This is a genomic window from Undibacterium hunanense, from assembly GCF_014284335.1.
Classification (GTDB): domain Bacteria; phylum Pseudomonadota; class Gammaproteobacteria; order Burkholderiales; family Burkholderiaceae_D; genus Undibacterium; species Undibacterium hunanense.
The window spans coordinates 177,451-201,934 of record NZ_JACOGF010000007.1 but is presented as its reverse complement, the minus strand read 5'-3'; the positions used below and the strand labels follow the sequence as shown (position 1 = coordinate 201,934).

The window sequence follows — 24,484 nt, the reverse complement described above, 5'->3', positions numbered from 1 at the left end:
ACCATCCATAACCATATTGATCTGCACCCATGAGTATTTTGCGTTGACGTATGGCAGAGCTATTATCCATGCGGGTTTTCACTTGATTGAGTGAGCTGCGGATGACTGATTTCAATGATCGTCTGGCATCATTTTCCTGAGGTCGAAATTCTTGCCTCGCCGTGCACGATATTCTTCACTATTCCGTAGCATTTTCAGGCTTGACGGCATCCCCGCAAATACGGATACTTCGCCCACTGTTTTTCTGGTTGATCGTCACATGAACAGCCAGCAAAACCTGTCTACTTTCCATCGCAAATAATTCCGGCCTTTAAAAAAGGCCGTTTGTCTTGGTGTGATAAAAACAATTGAACAGGAGAGACGAATGACTCAATCCGTGACTGTGGATAGTGCCGACCAGGCGCGAATGCCAAAACAGATACCGTATATTATTGCCAACGAAGGCTGTGAACGTTTCAGCTTTTATGGCATGCGCAATATTCTGACACCATTTCTGATTACCAGCCTGCTGTTGTCCATGCCGGAAAACATGCGTGCCGGTATGGCAAAAGAAGTGTTTCATACCTTTGTCATCGGTGTTTATTTTTTCCCATTGCTGGGTGGTTGGCTGGCTGACCGTTTCTTTGGTAAATACAATACGGTGTTCTGGCTGAGTCTGGTGTATTGCTGTGGCCATGCCTGTCTGGCGATTTTTGAAGATAATCGAAACGGTTTTTATACCGGACTCTTTTTGATTGCCTTAGGGTCGGGTGGTATCAAACCGCTGGTCACGTCGTTTGTCGGCGATCAGTTTGACCAGTCCAACCGGTCTCTGGCACAAAAGGTATTTGACGGCTTTTACTGGATCATCAACTTCGGTTCTTTCTTTGCATCCCTGCTGATGCCTATCTTCCTGAAGAAACTGGGTGCCAGCATTGCGTTTGGCATCCCTGGCTTGCTGATGTTGATTGCTACCATTATTTTCTGGTCTGGCCGCAAGAGGTATGTGCATGTCAAACCTGCACCACGTGATCCGCATTCTTTCCTGAACGTCGTGCGTACTGCATTGACCACGGATGCCCCGGGTCAGGCAAAGAGCGGTTACTACATGGCTGTGCTGGGGGCCTTGCTGGCAGTCGGCTCCCTGTTCCTGATTCCTAAAGTCGGTATCGTTGCTGCTTTGTGCCTGGCGCTGGTGCTGGTACTCGGTTTTGGCGGCATGGGCGCATGGATGCAACTGGAACGTGCCCGTGGTGTGCATCCTGACCATGCGGTAGATGGCGTCCGTTCCGTATTGCGCATACTGGTGGTATTTGCCCTGGTGACACCGTTCTGGTCCCTGTTTGATCAAAAGGCATCAACCTGGGTATTGCAGGCAGATAAAATGACCAAGCCGGAATGGTTTGAACCTGCACAGATGCAGGCGCTGAATCCCATGCTGGTGATGTTGCTGATTCCATTCAATAACCTAGTGCTGTACCCGCTGCTGAAACTCAGGGGCATGGAACTGACACCCTTGCGTCGCATGGGCCTGGGGATTGCATTTTCCGGCCTGGCCTGGATTGTCGTCGGTTTCATGCAGTTAGCTATCGATGGTGGCAATGCGATCGAAATCACCTGGCAAATACTGCCGTATGCCTTGCTGACTTTTGGCGAAGTACTGGTATCGACCACCGGTCTGGAATTTGCCTATAGCCAGGCACCATTGGCGATGAAAGGTGTCATCATGAGCTTCTGGAATCTGTCAGTGACTATCGGTAACCTGTGGGTCTTGCTGGCCAATTCCAGCGTCAAGAGCGATGCCGTGACCGAACAGATCAAGAGCACAGGCATGAGCGTTACTGCCTTCCAGATGTTCTTTTTTGCCGGCTTTGCCCTGCTGGCTGCTTTCCTGTTTGCCCTGTATGCAAGGGGTTACAAGATGCAAAATAATTACCGGCAAGCCGGGTGATATATTTTTCCGGTAAGCTGGGCTAAGCAAAAAGCCGCATGATTCATCATCATGCGGCTTTTTTGTATTGGCAAGCTATTGGTAATCTATCAAAGCGGATGGCCGTTGGTACTCTTAACGCAGGGTTTCTGTCAGTACCCGGCCTTCTGAACCTGATGGCGGACGTACTCTTAACAAATGCGCCAGGGTAGGGGCAATGTCCATGACTTCGGCGTATTGGCCATAAGCGCCTGGTTTGAACCATGGCTTGCCCATGAATACCAGCGGCACGTTGGTGTCATAGCTGTAGGGGGAACCATGTGAAGTACCATGGGAACCGCTACCGAAATACCAGTAAGGCTTGGTAACCAGCATGATGTCGCCAGAGCGCTGTCTGTTCCAGGCACGTTGCATCAGCGTGCTCAGCCTGTTTTGTGGCAGGGTACCGTTTTCAAACTGGGTACGGGTAAAACTGTTGGCAATGCCGGGTACGGTCAGGGCAAATCTGGCTGCTGCCGTTTCTACGTCTTCACGTTTCAAGCCTTTTTGTTCTATGAGTTTGTAGTCGAGCAGGATGCTGGGATTGCTCCAGGTGGACGCCAGTTTGTCCTGACCAAATTTCTCGGACAGGTACTTGTTCATACCTTCCAGTACTTTCTTGCCATCCAGTCTTTGCGCATCACGCCTGGTTGCTTGTGAAAATTCCGGTACGTTGGGGAAGCCGTGGTCAGCCGTCAGCACTACCATGGTGTTGTCCAGACCTACACGCTTGTCCAGGTAGCTGAAGAATCCGGCCAACTGGCGATCCAGTCTTTGCAGGTGGTCATGCGACATGCGGCTTTCCGGGCCGAAGCTGTGGTTCACATAATCGTGACTGGACAGGCTGATACCCAGTACATCCGGCACACCAGCGCCGTTCTGGCCCAGTTTTTCGCCTTCTATTGCGGCACGGGCAAAATCCAGGGTCATTTCATCCAGATATGGCCCAGTGTTGAGCTTGCCATAATATTCGGCATCGGGTTTGCCTGATTTGCTGGTGTAAGTGAAAGGAAAACGCTTGTCTTTTTCACTGGCATCGCTCAGCAGATTATCGTTGGCGTCATTGGCATAGGCTGCATCGGGCAGCAAGGGACGCCATTCTTTGCCGTAGAACCGGTCTTGTGGCTTGCCTGTCTGGTATTGCTGCACCCATTCAGGATGGTTTTTCATGTAATAAGTGGAACTGGCAAAGTTGCCGGTTTTCCCCATATACATATAGGCCGTACCTGCCTTGCCCGCCAGCAGAATCGCTCCCCTGTCCTTGCCGGATACGGTGATGACCTTGCTGCGGTCGCCGCTGGCATAACGCAATTCATCGCCCAGTGTGCTGACGCGCAGATTGGCTGGCGATGTACCATCGCTGGCCTTGGTTTCTTCACCGATATAGGTGTATGCCGTATCTTCCGTGCAATATACGGATGCCAGCGTTACCGGGTCTACCCAGTTATTGGCAATGATGCCATGCTGGTAAGGATAGGCACCTGTCAGCACCGCAGAGTGGCCGACTGCCGTCACTGTCACGCCATGCGCCTGATGTGCATCGCTAAACCAGGCACCCTGGTCCAGCAGACGGCGAAAACCACCCTGACCGAACTGATCGCGGTAACGTACAACTTGCTCTTGTGGCAAGCCGTCCACAACCAGCACGACCACCAGCTTGGGCTGGGCCGGTTTTTCAACTGCATAAACCGGCGTAGCGCACAGCGCGCTGGAGGCGGCAAGGCAGGTCAGTAAAAATAATCTACGCATGGGCTGCGTGGTGCGCAAGGCGGCTGGCAGTAGGGTCTTCATGAATGAGATAAGGTCCTGGTTGGTTACAAAAATGAAAGCAAAAGCAAGTGGATGAAACAGGCAAACAAGCCAGCGTAAATACATTGGCAAAAAAAAGCCGACTATCATTCTGGTCGGCGTGGCTGAGGCGGCTGGCTAACACCATGCTGCGGCAACATGCATAGGGCAACTCGGGCAATGACAGCACGGTCCGGAGTTGTCATTGCGATAGCTATTTGTGTTGCGAAGCAAAAACATTCAATCAAGAATTGTATTTTATTACTTTACACCCAGTTACCTGACGGTAAAATGAAACTGCAATCCTGATCCTGTTAAGCTTTAACATTGCCAGAAATCGAGTCATTCTTGAGCGAAGATACTACTGATACCTACCTGTTCGACATCACGCCGACTGCTATTGTAGTCATCATTGATGACAAGCTGGTGAAACTCAATCAGGCCGCAGTGTCCCTGCTTGAGGCCAGCGATGAACAAAGTTTGCTGGGTCTTTCCGTCAACGACTTTATTCATCCGCTGGATCAGCCACGATCCCAGGGGCGTCTGAGGAAACAGGGCGAAGCCTGGACCAATGCCCCCAGCAAGTTTCGCATACACACCAGCAAGGACAATTACCGCATGCTGCTGGTACGTAGTCGTGCCATACAGTTTCAGGGCCAGGAAGCCGTCATGATCAGCGGCATGGACGTGACTGAACACAATGAGATGGAAGAACAACTGCGCCTGAGTGAATTCAATTTCCGGCGTTTGTTTGAAAATATGCAAGATGTCTACTACCGTACCGATGTCCGGGGCATAGTCCAGAAGGTCAGCCCGGCCATACGCACGGTACTGGGTTATGAGCCGGAAGAGATAGAAGGGCTGGAAGTGGAAGCTTTTTATCCTTCCATGACTGACCGTGATGCCTTCATGAAGGCAATACTTGAATTTGGCATGGTGACCGATTTCCCCGGACGCATGCTGCACAAGGATGGCACGCTGATCGATATCTCGGTCAATAGCCAGGCACTGTATGACGATGAGGGGCAGTTTTCCGGTGTGGAAGGCATATGCCGCGATGTCACCCAGCGCAAAATGCTGGAACGCGAACTGCAACGCCTGGCCACGACTGATTCGCTGACTGGCATTGCCAACAGACGTGCTTTTCTTGAATATGCCGAACATACCTTCAAAAGTTGCCAGCGTTATCAGACACAAATGACTTTGCTGATGCTGGACCTGGATTTTTTCAAGAACATCAACGACCAGTACGGGCATCAGTGTGGTGACCAGGTGTTGCTGCGCTTTGCTGAAACCGTCAAGGTGGAACTGCGTGAGTCTGATCTGTTCGGCAGGCTGGGCGGTGAAGAATTCTGCATTATCCTGCAGCAGGCCAGTCGCACCGAAGCGATGCTGGTGGCGGAGCGCATACGCAGCAATGTGCAGTCACTGATGCTGACATCGGCTTCGGGTGAGGTGATCATCCTGACAGTCAGTATCGGTATCGCGACCTACAGAATCGAAGACGATCGCCTTGGCCGTTTGCTGGAACGTGCGGACAAGGCTTTATATCAAGCCAAAAGCCATGGCCGTAACCGGGTTACCTGGGAAGCCTAGAGGCCGGGCTTTTCCCAGTTACAGGCTACCCACTGATCAGGCGCTCAAGCTCAAAATCAGTAACAGATAAATGAGCAAAGAACATCCTGCCACGAACAGCAAGGCTATCGTGCGCCACAGGCTGGCAGCTATTCCCAATTGATAGGCTTGACGTAACTGCCTGAACATATGGACGGGTGGCACAAAAACAAATAGCAGTATTGCTGCGGTGCTGAAGCTCAAGGTATTCAGTATGGCCGTCGTCATCAGAAGCAGGGCCATGAAGGACAGGGAATACAGTGAAAACACCGCATGATCAAACATGCTGAATCTGCGCTTGAAGATGAACAGCAGCCATAAAAACGGCAATGAGATAGGCATGAGCATAAAGGCAAGCTTCGATGCATTGCTCTTCATTTTGTATAAGGTCAATTCAGGCGTATTGACCGCATGCCTGATTTTTTCCTGTATGCCCGGGAGAGAAGAGGTAACTGTTATCTTTTGTTTTGTCTCCGCTTCTTTTGTCTGTTTCTCTTCTATTTTTTTTAACAGTTTTTCATCCAGTTTTTGCGCTATTTTTCCCATGGCATCATAGGTGCCGTCAGCTTTTTTCTGGCTGGTTTCACCATTGTTCATGCCGAGTAAATTCAAGGAGCTTTCCAGTGCAGTGATCGCTGACTGAAGATTGGATATATTTTGATCCAGTTCTTCCAGTTTCGGGTCTCCTGCCGGCAGTTGAGCACGTTCACTTTGCAGGGTTGTCAGCTTCGCCTGATTATCTTGTAATGCCTTGCTGATACCTACTTTAGTCTGTGGTTTGTCAGAAATGCTCTCGAGCGGATTACTCGTCGTGAAAGAAAACACAAAGAACATCAAGAAGATCAAAAACAAAAACAGGGCCAAAGGCGATACATGGCGCGTGCGCTGGCCTTCTATATAGTCGCGGGTTAATTTTCCAGGAGACCAGATCAGTTTTGGAATAGTCCGCCAGGCCTTGGTCTCAAAGTGAAGTAAACCGTGTAAAAGCTCTTCTACCAAATGCAGGAGTGAGCGATGTATATGTGCCGCTTGTCCACAGGCATGGCAAAATGCTCCTTGCAGGCTGGTGTTGCAATTGGCGCAGGCATGATGATGTTCATCAGCGCTGCTTGCATGTGCACCGCCTTTTTGTGCTTCGTTGACCAGCACGGCTGCTGTTGCCACATCTGTCGCGATTTCCACGTCCACGTTCATACATTTGCTCTCTGATTTTTTGATTGTGCACTATATTGAGCTTCCCTCAGTCCGGCAAGATAGCACAAAATCAGGTGTGGATTTGATAGTATGCCAAGATTTTTCCCGCCATTGTGGTATCAAAAATCAAGGCGACGGACAAGCAAGTTGAGATTGTTCCCATGGAAGTATCCAGGGTGTCTGGCGATGCCAGTGCCAGGAAAGTCGATTTCATACTCGCCAATCCCAACCAGATCCTGATGCGCAAACAGCAGGCATCAAAGGCTTTATCGAACCGCTGAGTACATCCACGCTGTAAAACGCCATACGTGCTAAACAAAACGCATCACCATATTGCTGTGGTGATGCGTTTTACTTTGATGAATTTCATGGACTTACTGGTGAGCGGTGATGGCACTAAAATATACATCCCGCCTTGTCACAACCAGCCGGATTTCCTGAAACGGTAATACAGGTAAGCACAGGCCGAGAACATGATACCTACCGCCATCGGGTAACCATAATGCCATTCCAGCTCTGGCATGGCCTTGAAGTTCATACCCCAGATACCGGCAAAAGCAGTAGGTACTGCAAAAATCGCAGCACCTGCTGCCAGACGCTTGTTGACTTCACTCTCATCAATCGCGACCATCGACAAGTTCACCTGTATCGCCGTGCTGATGGTGTCACGTATGGTTTCGATTGAGGTATTGATACGGTACAGGTGATCATATACATCGCGGAAATACTCCTGTGTATTCACGCACAGGGCCGGCACGCGGCCGCCAAACAGTTTGCTGCTGGCTTCCATTAACGGCGTTACAGCATGTTTGATCACCATGATCTTGCGTTTCAACTGATACAGGCGCTGGATATTGGCGCGTTCACTGCCCTTGGTGAAGATCTGTTCTTCTATCAGTTCCAGTTCATTTTCCAGCGCTTCCACTACCGGGAAGTAGCGGTCAACGATGGCATCAATCAAGGCATAAAAGACAAAGGATGAACCATGCTTGAGCAGATGCGGTTCACGCTCGCAACGCTGGCGTACGCCCAGGAAATTCTGCTGGCAGCGGTTACGCACGGACAGTACATAATTTTCACCAACAAAGAGATTCAGTTCTCCGATGTTCAGCTCACCATTGATCATTTCCACCGTATGGATGACAGCAAACAGGGAATCCCCATATTCCTCTATCTTCGGTCTTTGATAACCATGCCGTGCATCTTCAACAGCTAGTTCATGCAAGTCAAACTCGACCTGCATTTCCTGCAATTCTTCATCCGAAGCATCGCGCAAGGCCACCCAGACGAACTGGTCCTTATGTTGTACATAGTCGCTGATTTCTGCCACGGATATATCGGACAGTTTACGACCTTCCTGGTAAGTGACGCAGTTGATTAACATAGATGGTGTAGTCTGGATGATAGGAAGGAACGATACAGATTTTAATGTAGCACTATCGTACTGGCAAAACTATATTTCCAGTATTTCCTGCCATTTCCAGCCATTTCCAGCCATTTTCTGGCCTTATACTGTTGGTTCAGCATCAGGAACCGGTGGTAGCAGGCGCTCGTATTCTTTGCGGACCATTTTATAACATTCGCAGACGCGGGCTTCCATTGCAGGGCGGTCCAACACTTTGATATGACCACGCCTGACGGCTATCACTCCATCCTTTTGCAATTGACCAATTGCCTGCGTCACATTCTCGCGACGTACCCCCAATAAATGGGAAATCATTTCCTGGGTGATGACGATATCTTCTGAATGCAATCTATCCATACTCATCAATAGCCAGCGGCACAGTTGCTGATCGAGTAAATGGTGCTGATTGCAGACGGCGGTTTGTGATGTCTGACAAATCAGGGCTTGCGTGTACAGCAAAGAATACTGCTGCAACTTGCCACCCAGGGAAAATCCCCTTTTCATGACCTTTCTGCTGAGTTTGTATGCCTTGCCGGTACTTTGTACTTTCGTGCTGGATGGCATACTGTCGCCACCCATAAAAATGGAAATACCCACCATACCTTCATTGCCTACCAGTGCCACTTCACTGGATGAGCCATCTTCCAGTGCGTAGATGAGCGAAACGATGCCAGAGATAGGGAAATAGAGAAAATGGACATGGTCACCAGATTCCAGCATGATCCACTTCAAAGGGAGAGAAACCAATTCCAGATCAGGCAATATGCGCTCAAAGTCTGCCGCTGGTAAGGCTGCCAATATACTGTTTTGCTTTGGATTTTCAGACCACACTGCCTTGCTGTTTTTTGTCCTACGCACCTTGAGGTAGGTTGTTTTGTCTATCGCAGGCTTGTGCAGTCTGTAACTTCAAGGGACTCTACAGGGTTTCTCTTCCAAACAACAGGCGATATTGCCTGGATAGGAGAAATAAGCCTGCTGTTTTTTAAATACATACGATGTGCTACCCCTGTGTATTTTTTGCCAAGAATTGAATCCAGCAATGAAGGCTGTGTAGACCGGTAAAGAGCGTGCCATAGCACGACTACAGTGCGTCATAGACTGTCAAAAAGGGATCAGGTCATCAGTAAATGGCAAAAAAATACCAGAAAAACAACTCCACGGTTATTTCGGACATCACTTGATAGGTATATCAGAAAGTCATACTGCTTTCTGAAGAGGCACATGCCCAATCAGGACTAAGTTAAGGCAGCGATCGAGATCTTGTCGAGATGTCTATAAATGAATTGGACTCAAGCAGATGCATCACTCGCCAGAGCTTGTACCAGAGCTGCTTTGAGGGCACCGGCAGCAAGCGGTTTGTGCAATAAGAGGGCGGCATGCCCCTGGGCTTCGCGCAGGCGTTCTGGATGGGTGTCGCCAGTGACGATGATGGCTGGCAAGACAAGTTTTTTGTCTGGCGTATTGTGGCTGATAGCCTGGCGTACGGCACGGATGATGTCACCGCCGGTGACGCCGCCGCGCAGGCGATAGTCGGTGAGCAAGACATCGGGTAGCTTTTCTGCGGTTTTTGCAAGAGCGTCTTGCATGCCCTCCGCCAGACTGACATGGCAACCCCAGCTTTGCAATACAGCGTGCAAGCCTGCTCTGACGGCTTCATCATCGTCTACCACCAGTACGGCAATGCCTTGCAAGAGCAAGCAGTCTGGCTCGGTATCGACGCAGGCCTGATCATCCGGGTTGGCATGACGTTCCGTTTTGCGCATGCCTTGCAACGGCAGTACCAGCGAAAACACTGAGCCCTTGCCGGGCCGGGAGGCGACTTCTATGCTGGCTCCCATACTGCGGGCCAGGCCCTCGGCTATCGCCAGGCCCATGCCCAGACCCTTGCGGTGATCTCTTTCCACATTTCCCAATTGATGAAACTCGCGAAATATTTCCTGATGCTTGTCAATCGGTATGCCTATGCCAGTATCCCACACTTGTAGCATGACATGCTGTTGCCTGCGGCGTGCTGCGACCAGCACGCCACCGCTTTGCGTGTAGCGCAAGGCGTTGTTGACCAGGTTGCGCAAGACCAGCGCTATCAGTTGCGGGTCACTTTCTATCCAAATATCGCTGGACCGGGTGCGGTAGAGCAGTTTTTTCTTGTAGGCTTGCGGTCCAAATTCCTCACCCAGCTTATTCAGTATGCTCATCAAGTCCATGCGTCTTTGCTGGGGATTCAGGACCCCTGCTTCTATGCGTGAAAAATCAAGCAGGGTTTGCAGCATTTCACTGGCGGCAAGATTAGCTGCACTGGCATGCTGCACCATAGTGACCTGCCTGGTATTAAGGTCCGAGCTTGCCAGCGCATCAAGGAACAAACTCAATGCATATACTGGCTGGCGCAGATCATGACTGGCTGCTGCCAAAAATCTGGTCTTGGCCATGTTGGCCGATACAGCCAGCGCCGTCTTTTCTTCCAGTTGCTGCACCAGCAAGGTATTTTGCAAACCCAGACGAATGGAGGCAATGATGGATTTATGATGGTTGCGCGCAAACACCAGTTGGCTGATCAATAAAATCATCATGCCGAAACCTATCCCCCAATAATAAGGTCCGCCACCGCGCAGCCAATACAGGCTGATCTGGGCAAGGAAAGGTGGAGTGATCCAGAGCCAGTACAAAGGCAGTGACGCTGATAAGATCGGTACAGAAGCTGCCGCCAGGCCGCCAAAAATGGTCAGCATGAACATCGAAAAAGCAAAATTTTCCGGATCAAAAAACAGCACAGGTATAGCCACCCACAGTAAACTGAAACCGCAGACAGAGAGGGCGTAAATGCGTTCCAGTACTTGATAACTGGCAGCAGCGTTATGGTGTCGTACTAGCAGGAAAATCAGCGTATAAGCCGAACCGGCGGTCGCCCATTGCCAAGCAAGGTTTTGTTGCGACGGGAGCATCAGGCTGATAGTCAGGCTCATCAGCATCATGGTGACCCAGTTGCAACCTGTGAGCCAGTTGATACTGAGGGCAGCATGGGCATGCAAGGCCTTTCTCACGCTGCCTGGTGGCAACCTTGGCGTGGCGCTGATGGCGGTACTCATGACCTGCTGCTTACTTTAACAGGCCCAGATCGCGCGCCCGCCGTATGGCTTGCAAGCGATTGATCACGCCCAGGCCATTGAGGAGGGCGGTCACGTGATTCTTGACGGTTTTTTCTGCCAGGCCCAATTGCAGGGCGATATCGCGATTTGTCATCCCTTTTTCCAGCATCAGCAGTACATCGAGTTGCCTTGCCGTTAGCGGGTTTAATGCTGCCAGTATGTCTGCGCCAACCTGGCGGGCACTAGCCGGTGCACCGCCAGTCAGGGCTAGTTTGATGGCATTGATCACATCGGAGGAAGTCTTGCTTTTGGGTACAAAAGCTGCAGCACCCAGCTTCATCATGCGCTGTATGGTCGCATCGGATTCATCGGCAGATACCAAGACCACGGGTGCACGGCCTGCACGTTGCGACAAGGCATGGATCAGGCTGCCACCATCGGCATCGGGCAGCCCGCAGTCGAGCAGGACGGCATCGAGTGGGGTGTGGTATTCGGCCTGTTCCAGTGCTTCGGTAGCCGTGCCTGCCATGTAGATGCTGGCACCGCCAGGCAGGGCAGACACCAGCATGGCCAGACCTTCGCGCACCAGTGCATGGTCATCTATGATCAGGATTTTGTAAGGCATGACAGGCTTTCATGAAGACCTACAAAGTGCTCTGGCTCAGCGCTAACAAATGCATGTTTTTTGTCCGGGCCAGTTCAGTTCTCATCATAAGGCAAGCATTCCTGCGTTGTCCAAACCGGGACTTTGGTCCCGGTCACATGGCAAGGGGAGATGCTGATTCTAATATTCATCTGTGTCATCAAGTGCTCACGCCGCTTTTTTTGGCCTGGCTTTGGGCAGGATGCACTGACGCATTATAGGTGATTCTATACCTGGTTATTTCAAGAAAATTTCTTAATGGGGCACATCATGAGTACACAAACACACAACACTTTTACAAAGGAAGATTGCCAGTTGCAACTGCAATCCTCGCTTGAGCCATTATTGGAGGCAGGCTTTATATCCCACGATTGCTATGCAAAAGTCTATGCCGAGCTTGATCAGTTTTATGCACTGCTACGCGCAGAGGATACCGATAGTGACGAATACTGGACAATATTCCAGCGACAGTTTGATTTCATCAACGCAGGGCCAGGTACGGTCAAGGTGCCGATGAATGCCGCCAATCTCTGCCCTGAGCCACGGCCCTTGTTGATAGCGGCCAATACTTTGAGGTTTGAATTCAACCGCAATGTCGCGCAGCAGACCAGGATGCGCGGTGGCCCGCGTGCCCAGCAGTTTGACCAGGCCCGTGAAGCACTGGCTGTTAGCCTGGGTATCAAAAATTCCAAAGACCTTGCCATCGTGCGCAATGCCAGTGAAGCCAATAATGCCATCAATGGTGGCTATCGAAAATGGAGCAAACCTGGTGCTGACGGCACAAGAGATAATATCGTCTTGTGGGACCAGAATCATCCAACCAATCTTGCTGCTTGGCAATTGCGTGGCGGCAAAATAGTAAAGGAACCCACTCACGATTCAGGCGAGGGCGGGCACATCTTCGATATCCATCTGGTCAGATTGCCTGAGAAGATAAGGCCAGAACAGGTGGCGGAGTATTTCATCACGCATATCAATGAACACACTCGCTTCGTCTCTTTCTCTGAAACATCCAATGGCAATGGGATGCGTATCCCTGAAATGGCGATACAGAGTATCTGGAAACATGTAAAGGAGAATGCAGCGCTGCACAACTGCCATATACACATAGATGGCACCATGGCTTTTGGCGCGCGTCAACTCGATTTTTCACAACCCTTCTGTCATAGCTTCGTATCCAGCTGTCACAAATGGTTTCTGGGGCCGAAAGAAACCGGCATCCTGTATGTGGATCCGGCCAAGGCAAAAAACTTTGAACCCAATATCTTTGCCTATGACTATAAGATAGATATCCTGAACTGGAACAATCTACCTCAAACTGCTGAGCGCTTTGAATTGCTGGGCCAGCGCGATGACGTCAACATCATCACCTTGAGCTTGACAGAATTAATGTGGAAGAACATAGGATATCCACGTGCATACGCGCGGGTGAAAGAGCTGGCGGGTGTACTGATGACTGAGCTGAAAAAAAATAACTGGACAGTCACTACCCCGGATGATCCTGCCATGAGCCTGGGTGTGGTGTGGGTTGATGTGAAGCAAGGGTCGCAAATAAAAAAACTCAGCGACGAGCTTTACGACAAAGGTATTGCTGCTTCATTTGATCCAAAAACAAACCGTCAAAGTGAAAAAAAAGTCAGGCTGTGCCCGCATATTTACAACACCATGGCGGACATCAGGACCGCTGTCAATATCATGACTAGATGGCGCGATTCTGTTGCTTGATCATGCGCATTATCAGCGTTGTATTCAAGCGGTAAAAACGCACTATGCATAGCTCATTTATGGCTCGCTTGACGACGGCGAGCCATATCTGAATGCTGAGAAATTGAACGCCTGCTAATCGATTGCAGCCTTTAAGGGATATGACAGGTCAAGCTTTCTTTTGCAGTGACTTATCCACTTTCCTCTGCAATACAAAAATAGGCTGCGCCCATTCTGTATCTTTTTTCTTCTTGCTGGTGATCAGCGTCAGTTCGGACGGATCATAAACGTCGGTGTTATGCGTCAGTGGTGTGGTCATTAGGTACTGGGCATCGGTATTTTTCAGGAACTCGCCAACCAGCTGGATATTACGTATATCCAGATGGGCGAAGGGTTCATCGATGAAGACAAAACCACCGGAACCATCGTCAGATTTCAGCAAGCCTATCAGCAGGATCAGTGACTTCATGACTTGCTGGCCGCCGGATGCTTCGCCGTCATTCATGCCTATCGGGCCCTTGCCGTCAAACTTGAAGCGCACGTGCAAGCCAGCCTGGGCCAGTTGTATGTCGTCATTTTCCAGCTTGACCGGGTCGGTATGTACTTCTATGCCTGCCAATTCACCGAGTTGTTTGATGTTCTTGCTGTACGACTTGATCGTGAAGCGCAATCTGTCCATATAGGCGGCGCGGGCATTCACGGTGGCTTCTATCGCCCGGTTATTCTGGTAGCGACGTTCATCGGTTTCTGCCTGGCGGCCTTGCAGCAGGGCATTCAGGCGGGTGTACTGATCGACGACGGTGGAATCGGTTTCCCAGTCATCGCGCGCCAGGTTATTGGTCAGGCTGCGTATGCGTAATTCGATCTGATGGACGTTTTCATGTTCGGCCACCAGTTCCTTGCGGTGCGAGGCACGTTTCCAGTTATGCGGCAGGGTATGCCAGGTATCACGCATGGCACGCAGGGTTTCAAACTGGACCTTGCGTTCTTCGGCATGGCGTTTTTCTGATGTGCGCAATTGTGCTTCCGCATCGGCAATCGCTGCCTTGGCCTGTTCCCATTTCAGATGGGCGACCGAGCGTTGTTCGGTGGCGGCTTTCAGCAAAGGTGCGATTTCTCCAAGACGGCCGCCGACTTCCATGCGCTGTTGTTTCAGCGGCTGAGTATTGCGGCTGGCTTCTTCAAATTCCGCATGACGGGCACTCAGTTCTTTTGCCGCATCCACACCTGCCAGACGTGCCTTGTAGGCGCTGATTTCACCTGCCAGTTTGCTGATCTGCATGGTCAGCACATCTTCTTGCGATTGCAGGCGCGGCAAAGACTTCAGCAAGGCTTCCAGGCGCTGGGTACGGCCCGCATTACCAAAGCGATAGCGCGACACTTCAACGAACAGCGAACGGCCACCACGGCGCTCGAAATGATAGGCGTCAGGCGTGATCCATTCCTGGTTCTTCGGCAACTTCATGCCCAGTTCAATCGAACCTACGGTATCAATGCGCTGCAATTGCTCGATCAGCCAGCCCGGAGCCTGACCGGTGAAGTTGACGACAGACAGCAGGCTCTGGTCCTTGACCACCGGTGCGCTGATGCGGTCTGGCACGATAAAGTGGCTGTAACGCTGTTTTTCACCAATGCGGTAAGCAGCAGAGGCGTCAGTTGCCTTGTCCAACAAGATGACTGAGGTATAACCGCGCAATACACCTTCCACTGCGGCCTGCCATTTTGGATCGGTGACTTCGACGATCTCTGGCAACATGCAATGCGGGATATTGGCATCCGTCAGGGCACGGCGCATCTGGCGCACATTTTCCGGATCGGGCAGGGCAGATTTACCTTGCAGGGCGGCGATGGTTTCCATCTCGCCAGCGATACGCTGGGTCAGGGCATCACGTTCCAGTTTCTGGCGTGACAGCTCGGCTTCTTTTTTCTCCAGATCGTCAGCGATATTGGCGACATCGGCATCCGCTTCGGCGGCCAGTTTTTGCAAACGCGCCTTTTGTTCCAGCAGGCTTTCTTGCGGCTTCAGTTTGCTGTTGATCTGTCCCAGCTTTTCACGCAAGGATGATTCTTCTGTTTCCAGTGCGGCTTCTGCCTGCTTGGCATCGGACACTTGCTGCGCCTGTTGCGCCAGGTGCTGGCGACGGTCAGACAGCGCATGATCTTGCGTCTTCAGGAAACGCTTGCTGGCACGCAGGGTTTGGCTGGTGCTGCCAGCCTGTTCCAGTGCTTCATGGTATTGCAGGGTGGGCAGTATCTCTTCCTGCAGATCGCGTTTTTCCTTGCTCAGGCTTTCATATTGATGGTAATTGGCAACGCGCAGGCGCAAGCCTTCGAGGTTGGTTTTTGCACCTTCAAGTTCTGTTTCAAAACGCTGCAATTCGGTTTCTGTATCACGCTGATGGCGTTTCGCATCATCATAGGCATCCAGCACTTCCTTGTCGCCAAATACCTGGAACACCAGGTCCAGCAACTGGCGTGGTGCGTATTCACACAGCTTGTCAGTCTCCCCCTGTTCCAGTGCCAGCACCTTGCCCATGGCATTCGACAAACCGGCATGTGACAGGCGCTTGCGATAGCTTTCCACACCCAGCCAGTCATTCGCTTCCTGCACTTCTTCTATTTCGGTTTTGCCGCTGCGCATCAGGTATTGGCGCTTCCAGTCACCGCCATTTTTTTCTATCTTGCAGAACAGCGTAACTTCATCTTCATACAGGCCCGACATGCGGAAAGGGCGGTTGGAAATCTGCGGGCCCACCGCACTGTTATCCACCACTGCGCGTATCCATGCCGTTTGCTGGCCAGAGTGACGGGCATAATGTTTATATGAACGTCCCATCGAACATTCCAGGCCAAACAGGGTGCGCAAGGCATCCAGCAAGGTGGTTTTACCAGAGCCATTTTGCCCGGCGATGGTGATGATCTTGGCATCCAGCGGGATGTTCTTGATGCGTTGCCAATAATCCCAATGGACAAGTTCCAGCGATTTGATATGAAACATGGTTCTTATTCTTTTCCGGTATGGATGTTGAGATCAGCATTGCTGTCAGTAGCGGCATCAACCTGGATATCTGCGGCAGTTTGCGTTGTGTCGTCTTCGCCTGCTGCGGCTGCAGCAACTGGCTCAATGCTATCTGCGGGTTCGATGATGGCTGGTGTGCGCGGTGCCGGGATCTGGAAAATATCTGACAGCGCACCATTGATGATGCGGTCTTTCAGGGTATCGGTATCCATCAGCAAATCCAGCAACGGCCCTTCCAGTATCAGGTCTGCCTTGCGCTCGATAAAACCGACGCGTGCCAACTGGCCCAGGTTCATGTCCATACGGGTTTTCTTGCCCAGTTTTTCACCAAAGTCTGCCAGCAGGGCACGGTAAGAAATACCTATCGAGGTATCTTCTGCACGCGGCATGGGTTTGTCCTTGCCGAACATATCGTTTTGGTCTTCTTCTGCCAGTTGATGGGCTTCCTGGCGTTCACGCTTGGGCAAAATAATCAGCGACCACAACACGACCAGCAGGGCCACACCGTCGCGTGCCAGGCCGAAATTATTGTTTTGCCAGGTTTCTTTGGTGCCGAATACTTTGGATTCACTATCGCGTGTCAGTGCCAGGGTGACATAGTCGGCATACACGTTATCAACAAACTTCATGCCGCAGGCTTTCAGACGTGTGTCGATTTCTGTGCGGAATATTTCATCTGACAGCGCACGTTTGACCAGCTTGTCTTCACGGCGCAGGGTCTGGTGCGCCAGCAAGCGGGCGATCAGGATTTGTGCATCTTCGGTCATGGTGTTTCTCTCGTTGGTGCTGAGGTGGCAGAAGGCAAGGGTGCTTGTTCAGCGACGGTGGCCGTTTTTACCCTAGTGGCTGGCGTGCTGGCCACAGTCGGTATGGTACTCAGGCTGGCGATGGAAATCGCGGCCACATGATCATCATGTACCTTTTGCATTTTGTCTTTGGAATTGAATACCAGCGGCAGACGGGCCAGAATAGCCGTGGCACCCTGCAAGGCAGATTCATTGGCGTCGCCCAGCAAGGGCAGCATGGAGGCGCGGTAAGAAGCAATTGCAAAACTCGATGGCAGCAAGATATCCTGCAAGACTATCGGCTTGTCGCTGGCATCGGCTTCAGTCAGCAAGGCCAGCCAGTGATCCAGTTCATGCAGGGCATCGCTGTCTTCATTGGCGACCGACGGTGCATTTTCACCGGCAGGCAGGGCACCGGCCAGGGCAGATACGCGGTGGCTCAGTAATTCGCTTTCTGCCACGTCTATCATTTCTGACGGCGTGATAAACATGGGCGTCACAGGCTTTGCCAGCGCATCGTCTGCCAGGGATGCCAGGTCTTCTTTTTGCAAGAGCCAGGTCTTGATATCCGTTGTCGACAGGCCAGACTGCCCCAGATGCACGCGCTGGCGTTCGATCTGGTTCAGGGCCCGCGAAAACATGCCCTGCATGTTCAGCAGCGCACTCTGGGCACGGCCTATGGCCTGCGCCGCTTTGTGGGTGGCCGAATCGGCCCGGCTGTCATTGGTGATGGCATGAATGATCTGCGAGCCTTTTTCTACCCAGTCGCAGGCGGTATGCCATTTTTGCTGGGCCGTGCGCAACTGGAATTCGGAACCGGAGGCAATCGCATCCGAAAATTCTTCTGTCAGTTCTATCAGCCGTCCCAGCAGATGATGCAACTGCTCTACCGATACGCCACCCACTGCCTGCGCACCGGCGACCTGGGTCAGCATATAGCTCATTTCGGCCTGGTCATTGTGCTCTTCGATATGCAGCAGCGATTCCAGCGCCGCCAGCACATTCCTGGCGGTCGGGGTGATGCGATACACAGACTGACTGGCATCCCAGATCAGCAAACCGGTGGTGCGCAGGCGCGACAGCACGGTTTCCAGCGCGTCCGGTTCCAGATAGGCCAGTTTGGTATTGATATCGGCACGGCTCAGCGACGGTGTTTCCACGTCTGCTGTCAGTTCACGCAAGACCAGCAGGCGTAGTAATACACCGTTGAATCCGCCATGAAACAGCGCCGTGAACGCCTGCAATACAGGCTGGGCACGTCTCAGGGGGAATACAGCGGAAACGTCGTCAGGAGTGATGCCAGTTTTGAAATACGTCTGCAGAGCGAGGTCTTCCCCGGTCTGGACGTGAGCGTCGTCACTAAAATTCTGCATGCTTTATTTAATGATTCCTTGCTTTTTTATTCGTATATTTAGCGCTTATTTTACCTTACGTTGAGTAAGCGTCGGCTCAATAAGTCAACAAGACATGTGCATGTGAAATTAGCAATATTTATTCCAAAGGAGCGCGAGCCTTTTTGAATTTGTTAATTCTTGAATTTGAGTCCCGCTAATTACGCCCCTACCACTCATAACACTTGCATTATTTAGCTTCGCTATTTCTAGACTGAGGGTCTTTCAACTGTGATGCAGCGAATTCTTTGGTTCTGTTCTGTTCTGTTCTGGTGGAGCACAAGCACAGGTGAGAAAACTATTGGCTATCAGTACAGCTTGAAAAATTTTAGGCATAGTGAGAGAGGTATTAAAAGTGACAATCCATCACGTTAGCACGTGGAAAATTTTGCATGTTGCACAACTAAATAAATATAACAATTATTTATTTTATTGCTATTTAGGGGCAAGCTGTCACGAATGAAGGAACTTACTAATTTCCAGGGTGCGAGTGTAGTAGTGCAGGCGATTAGCCATCATCCAGTCAAGTTTTGCGTTTGCCAGTTGTTTTTACATCTGGCGGCATTTTATCGAAAACGACTATATAACTTGTCTTGCTCCCATAGCCTCCTGTACCCATGATTGTTTATGGGCGCTGTGGTTCCAGCCGTTTTCAAGCTGTTGGGGACGAGGTAGATAGCCTCTGTGGGCAATAATAGCGTTTCTCTCCTGGAGAGATTTTCGTCTTAGCTATCAGGCCGTAGTTCCTCAACACAGCAACCCTGGAGCCTTGGAAGTCGTGTTTGATAATTGGAGCATGGTAATCAGGCCATGTATCTGTGTGTCACTTGTCCAGGTCGTTACCCGTTGCTTCAAGGCAGGCAAACTTGCTACTGCGACCAGGAGTGTAGTGGGTACACATATGGACTCTCCATGCAAATGCTATTGAAAAGTGGACATAACAACCACGTATAATAAGTTATTGGACTTAATTTGCAAGAGAGCTTCTCTGACAGCAACAGAGTCCATTTCGTGGCACATAGTGCTGTTTTTAGAGATAACCAGGACTTATAAATGGAAAAAGTAGCTGTCATACAGGTACAAGCTTATGATCTGGACGTCAAAGCTGGTGAAGCTAAAGTGCGTGCAAACAAATTTTATTTCATTAAATGCGCCATGGGTGATAATGGGATGGCAAAGGTAAAGGAGCAGTTGGTAAAGGAACAAGAGGTAGAGAAATATTACAAGTTTGATTGTCGCTACGCCGGTGCAATGCATGTACCTGAGAATTTTGTCGATCATTGCGATCCACCGTTATGTAGAGGTGTAGCAGCATATTTTATTCCCCCTATAGACGTAATAAAAGTTTTATCTGAGCCTTTAAAGTAACTGCGTAAGTTTTCACTGAACTATTGGTGAGCTGATGCGCTCACCAAATTCTATATCAAAGCGATTCAGTGCTTGTCGCCAGTGTTGTATAGGCATGAAATGCAACAAATTTGCACTCCCCCGACAATGCATCAGGCTTTAGCTTTCACTAAGAAACTCGCCACGGGATTTCAATAAAATTATATAAAGTTAGCTCAGTGCAGGCGCTTTTTGTCGTAGCGATATTCCACGATTTGCTGATGCAATGCTTCGCGGTCGTCCTGGCTGGCGTGCAGCAGGCGGGTGACGGCTTTTCTTTGTACCCGGAAGTAACGACGGCGGTTTTGGCGCATGTCCAGCGTGCGCCAGCCTTTTTCGGTCAGCCAGTCCCATTGCTCATAGTCGATGGGAACGATTAATTGCATTTTTAATCGCTTGAGCACGATGGTGCTGCCAAACGCAGGTTTGGGGCCGGCGGGTGTCACGGCGCGCTGGTTGCGTACCCTGAAAATATTTCTGAGACTGTTTTTGATGACGTCGATTAGCATGGCATTTAATTCAATAACAGAAAAGTAATCAATGCTGCGCAGGCAGCGACCCTGAAACAAAACCCGATTTCGTGATTCATTTCGTGATTCATTCCGCGACGCTGCAAGCTGATGTCTGGAGGAAGAAGCAATGACGAAAATATTTTCTAAAAGTTTTGCTAAAAAGCAATAAAATCGGGTTCGATATTCTATGCGTATATTAAGTTTAACTATATAAATAGTTGTGTAATTTTTTGTAAGTAAACGGTATTGAAGTTACATTTTTGCGTTGATCTGCACTGATTTCCGCTGATTTGTGCTGACTATTTTGGTCGCTGCAAATGCTATTGGTTTCGGTCAGCAGCAGGCCCCAGAAAATCCCCCAGCGCCTCAATGGCAGCCTGTACTTTTTGCGGTTGCAGGGCACGTTTCAGTGTGACGGCATACACTCCGGCCAGCGGCAGTGTCCAGTCTTTCAGCACGGCAATCAGCCTGCCATCACGCAGGGCGTTGGCAGCTGCGTAGGAGGGCAAGCGGGCCAGGCCAAAGCCGCTGATTGCCATTTCTGAAGACAGCCGCACGCTGTCTGTCATGGCGGCAGCAGGCAGGCTGACTTTGACTGTATGCTCTGCTGCGTTTTTCAGGTTCAGAGTGCAGGGATCATTCAGTCTCGTCATACCGATCATGTGATGTTGCGATAAATCATCTGGTGTCTGTGGAATGCCCCGTTTTTGCAGATAGGATGGGGCCGCCACCAGCACCTCATGCAGGTCCGCCAGCTTGCGTGCCACCAGTGAAGAATCGCGCATCCAGCCGGAGCGTATCGACAAGTCGATTTGCTGTGCTGCCATGTCAACGATATCGTCGGCTACCTGTATATCCAGCAATAACCTCGGATGTTTCAGCGTCAGGGGTGTCAGTGCCGGCAGCAGAATATTGTCGGCAACATCGGAAGCCGCAGAAATGCGCAGCCTGCCAGCGATGTCGCCCGAGCTTTCTGCAATCAGGTTTTGCGCGGCTTCAGCAGATGCCAGCATGTCTGTGCAGCGGCTATAAAAATCCTGGCCCAGCTCTGTCAGTGACAGGCGGCGCGTGGTCCGGTGCAGCAGGCGCACGCCCAGTTCGTCTTCCAGCTGCGAAACTGCGGTACTGAGGACCGAAGTAGCAAGATTCATTGCCCTGGCAGCGGCGGAAAAAGAGCCATGCCGCACAACCTGGGCAAACAGGGCCATGCGGCGTAGTTGATCAAAATGCATTATGCTAAGAATCCATGATGATTGTTCTGTTTATCAGAAAGATGATTTTTATCATACGCGCTTTTTCTTGCATCTGGTAATGTATACAATAGCAACACCATTCGAACTTAGAGGACGCAGGCATGGAAGCCAGATTACATATCGTGTTTGACCCGCTTTGTGGCTGGTGTTATGCCGCCAGCCCTTTTCTGAGACAGTCACAAACACATTTCTCTGAGCGCCTGTCCATGGTGTTTCATCCTGGTTTGCTGTTCCCCGAAATCAATGTCATCCCTGCGGCCTATCGTGAGCATATTATTTCTGCTGATCAACATATTGCCAAGTTATCCGGTGTGCTGTTTGGTTCTGCCTATCTGAGCAAGGTAAAGAATACTGCTTCACTCAGTTATTATTCCGTGCCGGCAGCTACTGCCGTAAGCGGCGTGGCTGCCCTGGCTGCGGTGGGTGAAATCGCGGCGGATGCCGGACTTGGCATGCTGGAAAAAATACAGCACGCCCATTATGTCGATGCTGCCGATGTCAACGACCTGTGGCTACTCAGTCAACTGGCAGCCGGGCTGGATGTCACGGCAGAAATGTTCAAGGATTGCTACGCCAAGGCGCAGGCAGATTTGCCGGGGCAGACCAGGCTGGCTCACCAGTTATTACGCCAGGTGGGTGCACAGGGTTTTCCAACTTTCATTCTGGAAGCCAATGGACAATTCCTGCGGTTGGATCACAGCGCAGCCTATCAGGATGGCAGACTTTTCGTTGAGCAGATAGAACAGGCGCTTGTCTCGCGTAATACAGCTTGAGTTGATTAATCCGCTGCCACGGCGGGCAGACTTACCGCAAATGTAAGAAAATGCTCCCCATGACGACTAATGAGTCTTGACAGGGAGAATGTAATGAACACGACATCAACTGAATTTGCCACATTGGGCGGCGGCTGTTTCTGGTGTACCGAGGCAGTATTCCAGCAAATCCGTGGTGTATCGAAAGTGGAATCCGGTTACGCTGGTGGTAGTGTGCACCAGCCCAGCTATGAACAGATCTGTACCGGCAAAACGGGCCATGCCGAAGTTGTGCGTCTGACTTTTGACCCGGCAGTTGTCAGCTACCATGATTTGCTGCAGATATTCTTTACCATTCATGACCCGACGACGCTGAATCGCCAGGGCAATGATGCAGGTACGCAATATCGCTCAGTCATTTTCTTTCATGATGAACAGCAACAGGCAATCGCCAGACAGGTGGTGGCGGACATGGCCAAAGTCTGGGATGACCCCATCGTCACTGAAATCAGCCCGGCCCCCATGTTTTATCTGGCAGAAGCCTATCACCAGAATTATTATCGCCAAAACCCGCAGCAAGGCTATTGTTCGTTCGTGGTGGCCCCCAAAGTGGCAAAGGCCAGGAAACTGTTTGCCAGCAAGCTGATTGCCTGAAAACAGGGATGCTCATGCCCACGATATTTGAAAGACTGATGTCGGGCGACTTGCCCTGTGCCATCGTCTATGAAGATGAACTGGTGTTTGCCTTCATGGATGCAGGGCAGGTCAATCCTGGGCATGTACTGGTTGCCACGCGCCAGCCCTACCAGACGCTGATGGATGCTGATGAAGCATCTGCCATGGCGATGATGCGTGCCGCCCGTCATATAGCAAGAGCCGTGCAGGATGTGTATCAACCTGAAGGCATTACCGTCTTGCAGGCCAACCGCGAGGCGGGCTGGCAAACCGTGCCGCACCTGCACCTGCATGTACTGCCCAGGTATCTGGGCGATGGTGTCGACCTGGGCTGGCCGCGCAAGGAACCCGGGCTGGAAGTTTTATACAGCCACGCAGAAAAAATCAAAAACAGCGATGTTTTGCAAGCGCTGATTGCAACGACACATCGCTGAAACCAGGCATGATACCTGCCCGCCACGGGTTTGCCTTGCCACACGAGCATGCATTTGAGTATCGCTACAGATAACTTAAAAAATTGTCATACTTGTTTGTTTATTTGATATTATTCTCCCAGTCTGTGCATAGGTTCTGAATGCAGTTGGTAATTACTGATCCGAGAACCTGTTTACGATCTGTAGCGAGCGTCAGCGGGGTGAAGAGCAGCGCAAAAAGCGGAATGTACTTGTAGTACATGAGCATTTTGAGCAGCACATGAGCCCCGATCACACTCGCGCAGTAAGATCGTAAACAGGTTCCAAGAATCAGGTTCACTCTGCTTTTCATCCTTGCATGGCTTACCCATGCCAATAACAGGGAGAAAAAAATGGCGCTTCGTGAAGTGAATCAGGCAACCGTTAATCTGGTCAAACAGTTTGAAGGCATACCAGACGGCAATCCAGCCACCAGCAATATCGACCCCTATCTCGACCCCGTGAATATCTGGACCATAGGCTGGGGCCATGCCATCACCTATCAGGGGCGTTTCCTGAAAGGGCAGGCAGATAGTCTGCAAGTGAAAGCTCTGTATCCGGACGGCATTACCCTGGCGCAGGCTACCACTCTGTTGCAGACGGATCTGATGAGTGCAGGTCGTGACGTGCTGTCCGTGGTGACGGTGGCCCTGAACGACAATGAATATGGTGCGCTGACCAGTTTTACTTTTAATCTGGGTATAGGCAATCTGAGAAGTTCCACACTTCTGAAAAAACTCAATGCGAATGACAGGGCAGGGGCCGCTGACCAGTTTGGTCGCTGGACCATGGCCGGCGGCAAGACACTGCCAGGACTGGTCACACGTCGCGCCGCTGAACGCGCTTTGTTTGTATTGCCAGTAACTAACTGAAGAGA

The 24,484-nt window shown here is 50.9% G+C and carries 19 protein-coding genes; 8 read left to right on the top strand and 11 right to left on the bottom strand.

Annotated elements, in window-relative coordinates:
* The first annotated feature begins 364 nt into the window (after positions 1–364).
* Complete coding sequence (locus H8L32_RS15210; protein ID WP_186948096.1) at positions 365–1,930, top strand: POT-type proton-dependent oligopeptide transporter; 1,566 nt, start codon at positions 365–367, stop codon at positions 1,928–1,930.
* 114 nt (positions 1,931–2,044) lie between these two features.
* Here H8L32_RS15210 and H8L32_RS15205 read toward each other — a convergent pair whose 3' ends face one another.
* On the bottom strand, positions 2,045–3,739 hold the full coding sequence (locus H8L32_RS15205) for an alkaline phosphatase family protein (RefSeq protein ID WP_230412237.1): 1,695 nt from the start codon (positions 3,737–3,739) through the stop codon (positions 2,045–2,047).
* 345 nt (positions 3,740–4,084) lie between these two features.
* On the opposite strand from H8L32_RS15205, the gene H8L32_RS15200 reads away from it, so the two are divergent.
* Positions 4,085–5,332 carry a sensor domain-containing diguanylate cyclase gene (locus tag H8L32_RS15200; RefSeq protein WP_186948095.1) on the top strand — a complete coding sequence of 416 codons (1,248 nt, stop codon included), beginning with the start codon at positions 4,085–4,087 and terminating at the stop codon, positions 5,330–5,332.
* A gap of 36 nt (positions 5,333–5,368) precedes the next feature.
* Here H8L32_RS15200 and H8L32_RS15195 read toward each other — a convergent pair whose 3' ends face one another.
* The 5 genes from H8L32_RS15195 to H8L32_RS15170 all read right to left on the bottom strand — a co-directional run bounded on the left by H8L32_RS15195 (position 5,369) and on the right by H8L32_RS15170 (position 11,660).
* Positions 5,369–6,544 carry a DUF3667 domain-containing protein gene (locus H8L32_RS15195; protein ID WP_186948094.1) on the bottom strand — a complete coding sequence of 392 codons (1,176 nt, stop codon included), beginning with the start codon at positions 6,542–6,544 and terminating at the stop codon, positions 5,369–5,371.
* Positions 6,545–6,962: 418 nt separating this feature from the next.
* Entirely contained in the window at positions 6,963–7,928 is a 966-nt protein-coding gene (gene corA, locus H8L32_RS15185; protein WP_186948092.1) for a magnesium/cobalt transporter CorA, read from the bottom strand.
* 123 nt (positions 7,929–8,051) lie between these two features.
* The gene (locus tag H8L32_RS15180) at positions 8,052–8,747 is read right to left on the bottom strand and encodes a Crp/Fnr family transcriptional regulator (protein WP_230412236.1); all 696 of its coding nucleotides are present in this window, start codon (positions 8,745–8,747) and stop codon (positions 8,052–8,054) included.
* 491 nt (positions 8,748–9,238) lie between these two features.
* Entirely contained in the window at positions 9,239–11,035 is a 1,797-nt protein-coding gene (locus tag H8L32_RS15175; protein ID WP_186948091.1) for a hybrid sensor histidine kinase/response regulator, read from the bottom strand.
* A 10-nt stretch (positions 11,036–11,045) separates the two neighbouring features.
* Positions 11,046–11,660, bottom strand: a complete 615-nt coding sequence (locus H8L32_RS15170) for a response regulator transcription factor (protein WP_186948090.1) — start codon at positions 11,658–11,660, stop codon at positions 11,046–11,048.
* 288 nt (positions 11,661–11,948) lie between these two features.
* Between H8L32_RS15170 and H8L32_RS15165 the strand changes: the two genes are divergently transcribed.
* The gene (locus H8L32_RS15165; protein WP_186948089.1) at positions 11,949–13,403 is read left to right on the top strand and encodes an aminotransferase class V-fold PLP-dependent enzyme; all 1,455 of its coding nucleotides are present in this window, start codon (positions 11,949–11,951) and stop codon (positions 13,401–13,403) included.
* Between the two features lie 148 nt (positions 13,404–13,551).
* On the opposite strand, the gene H8L32_RS15160 is transcribed toward H8L32_RS15165, so the two are convergent.
* Genes H8L32_RS15160 through H8L32_RS15150 form a run of 3 tightly spaced genes read right to left on the bottom strand, consistent with a single transcriptional unit; the run spans position 13,552 to position 18,559 of the window.
* On the bottom strand, positions 13,552–16,380 hold the full coding sequence (locus tag H8L32_RS15160) for an ATP-binding protein (protein WP_186948088.1): 2,829 nt from the start codon (positions 16,378–16,380) through the stop codon (positions 13,552–13,554).
* A 5-nt stretch (positions 16,381–16,385) separates the two neighbouring features.
* Positions 16,386–17,168, bottom strand: a complete 783-nt coding sequence (locus tag H8L32_RS15155; protein WP_230412235.1) for a hypothetical protein — start codon at positions 17,166–17,168, stop codon at positions 16,386–16,388.
* Entirely contained in the window at positions 17,165–18,559 is a 1,395-nt protein-coding gene (locus tag H8L32_RS15150) for a hypothetical protein (protein WP_230412234.1), read from the bottom strand. Before H8L32_RS15150 ends, H8L32_RS15155 begins: the two co-directional genes overlap by 4 nt.
* Before the next feature lie 1,071 nt (positions 18,560–19,630).
* On the opposite strand from H8L32_RS15150, the gene H8L32_RS15145 reads away from it, so the two are divergent.
* Positions 19,631–19,945: a hypothetical protein gene (locus H8L32_RS15145; protein ID WP_186948087.1), complete on the top strand. Its 315-nt coding sequence runs from the start codon at positions 19,631–19,633 to the stop codon at positions 19,943–19,945.
* A gap of 194 nt (positions 19,946–20,139) precedes the next feature.
* Here the strand turns inward: H8L32_RS15145 and H8L32_RS15140 are convergent, their stop codons facing one another.
* Positions 20,140–20,472, bottom strand: coding sequence for a hypothetical protein (locus H8L32_RS15140; protein WP_186948086.1), 333 nt, complete (start codon positions 20,470–20,472; stop codon positions 20,140–20,142).
* 323 nt (positions 20,473–20,795) lie between these two features.
* A complete protein-coding gene (locus H8L32_RS15135) occupies positions 20,796–21,707 on the bottom strand; it encodes a LysR family transcriptional regulator (RefSeq protein WP_186948085.1) in 912 nt (303 codons plus the stop codon).
* A gap of 122 nt (positions 21,708–21,829) precedes the next feature.
* On the opposite strand from H8L32_RS15135, the gene H8L32_RS15130 reads away from it, so the two are divergent.
* From H8L32_RS15130 to H8L32_RS15115, 4 genes are all read left to right on the top strand, one after another.
* A complete protein-coding gene (locus H8L32_RS15130) occupies positions 21,830–22,501 on the top strand; it encodes a DsbA family protein (RefSeq protein WP_186948084.1) in 672 nt (223 codons plus the stop codon).
* Positions 22,502–22,594: 93 nt separating this feature from the next.
* On the top strand, positions 22,595–23,134 hold the full coding sequence (gene msrA, locus H8L32_RS15125) for a peptide-methionine (S)-S-oxide reductase MsrA (RefSeq protein ID WP_230412233.1): 540 nt from the start codon (positions 22,595–22,597) through the stop codon (positions 23,132–23,134).
* A gap of 14 nt (positions 23,135–23,148) precedes the next feature.
* Positions 23,149–23,589, top strand: a complete 441-nt coding sequence (locus H8L32_RS15120) for an HIT family protein (RefSeq protein WP_230412232.1) — start codon at positions 23,149–23,151, stop codon at positions 23,587–23,589.
* A gap of 371 nt (positions 23,590–23,960) precedes the next feature.
* Positions 23,961–24,479, top strand: a complete 519-nt coding sequence (locus tag H8L32_RS15115; protein WP_186948081.1) for a lysozyme — start codon at positions 23,961–23,963, stop codon at positions 24,477–24,479.
* Positions 24,480–24,484 lie beyond the last annotated feature (5 nt).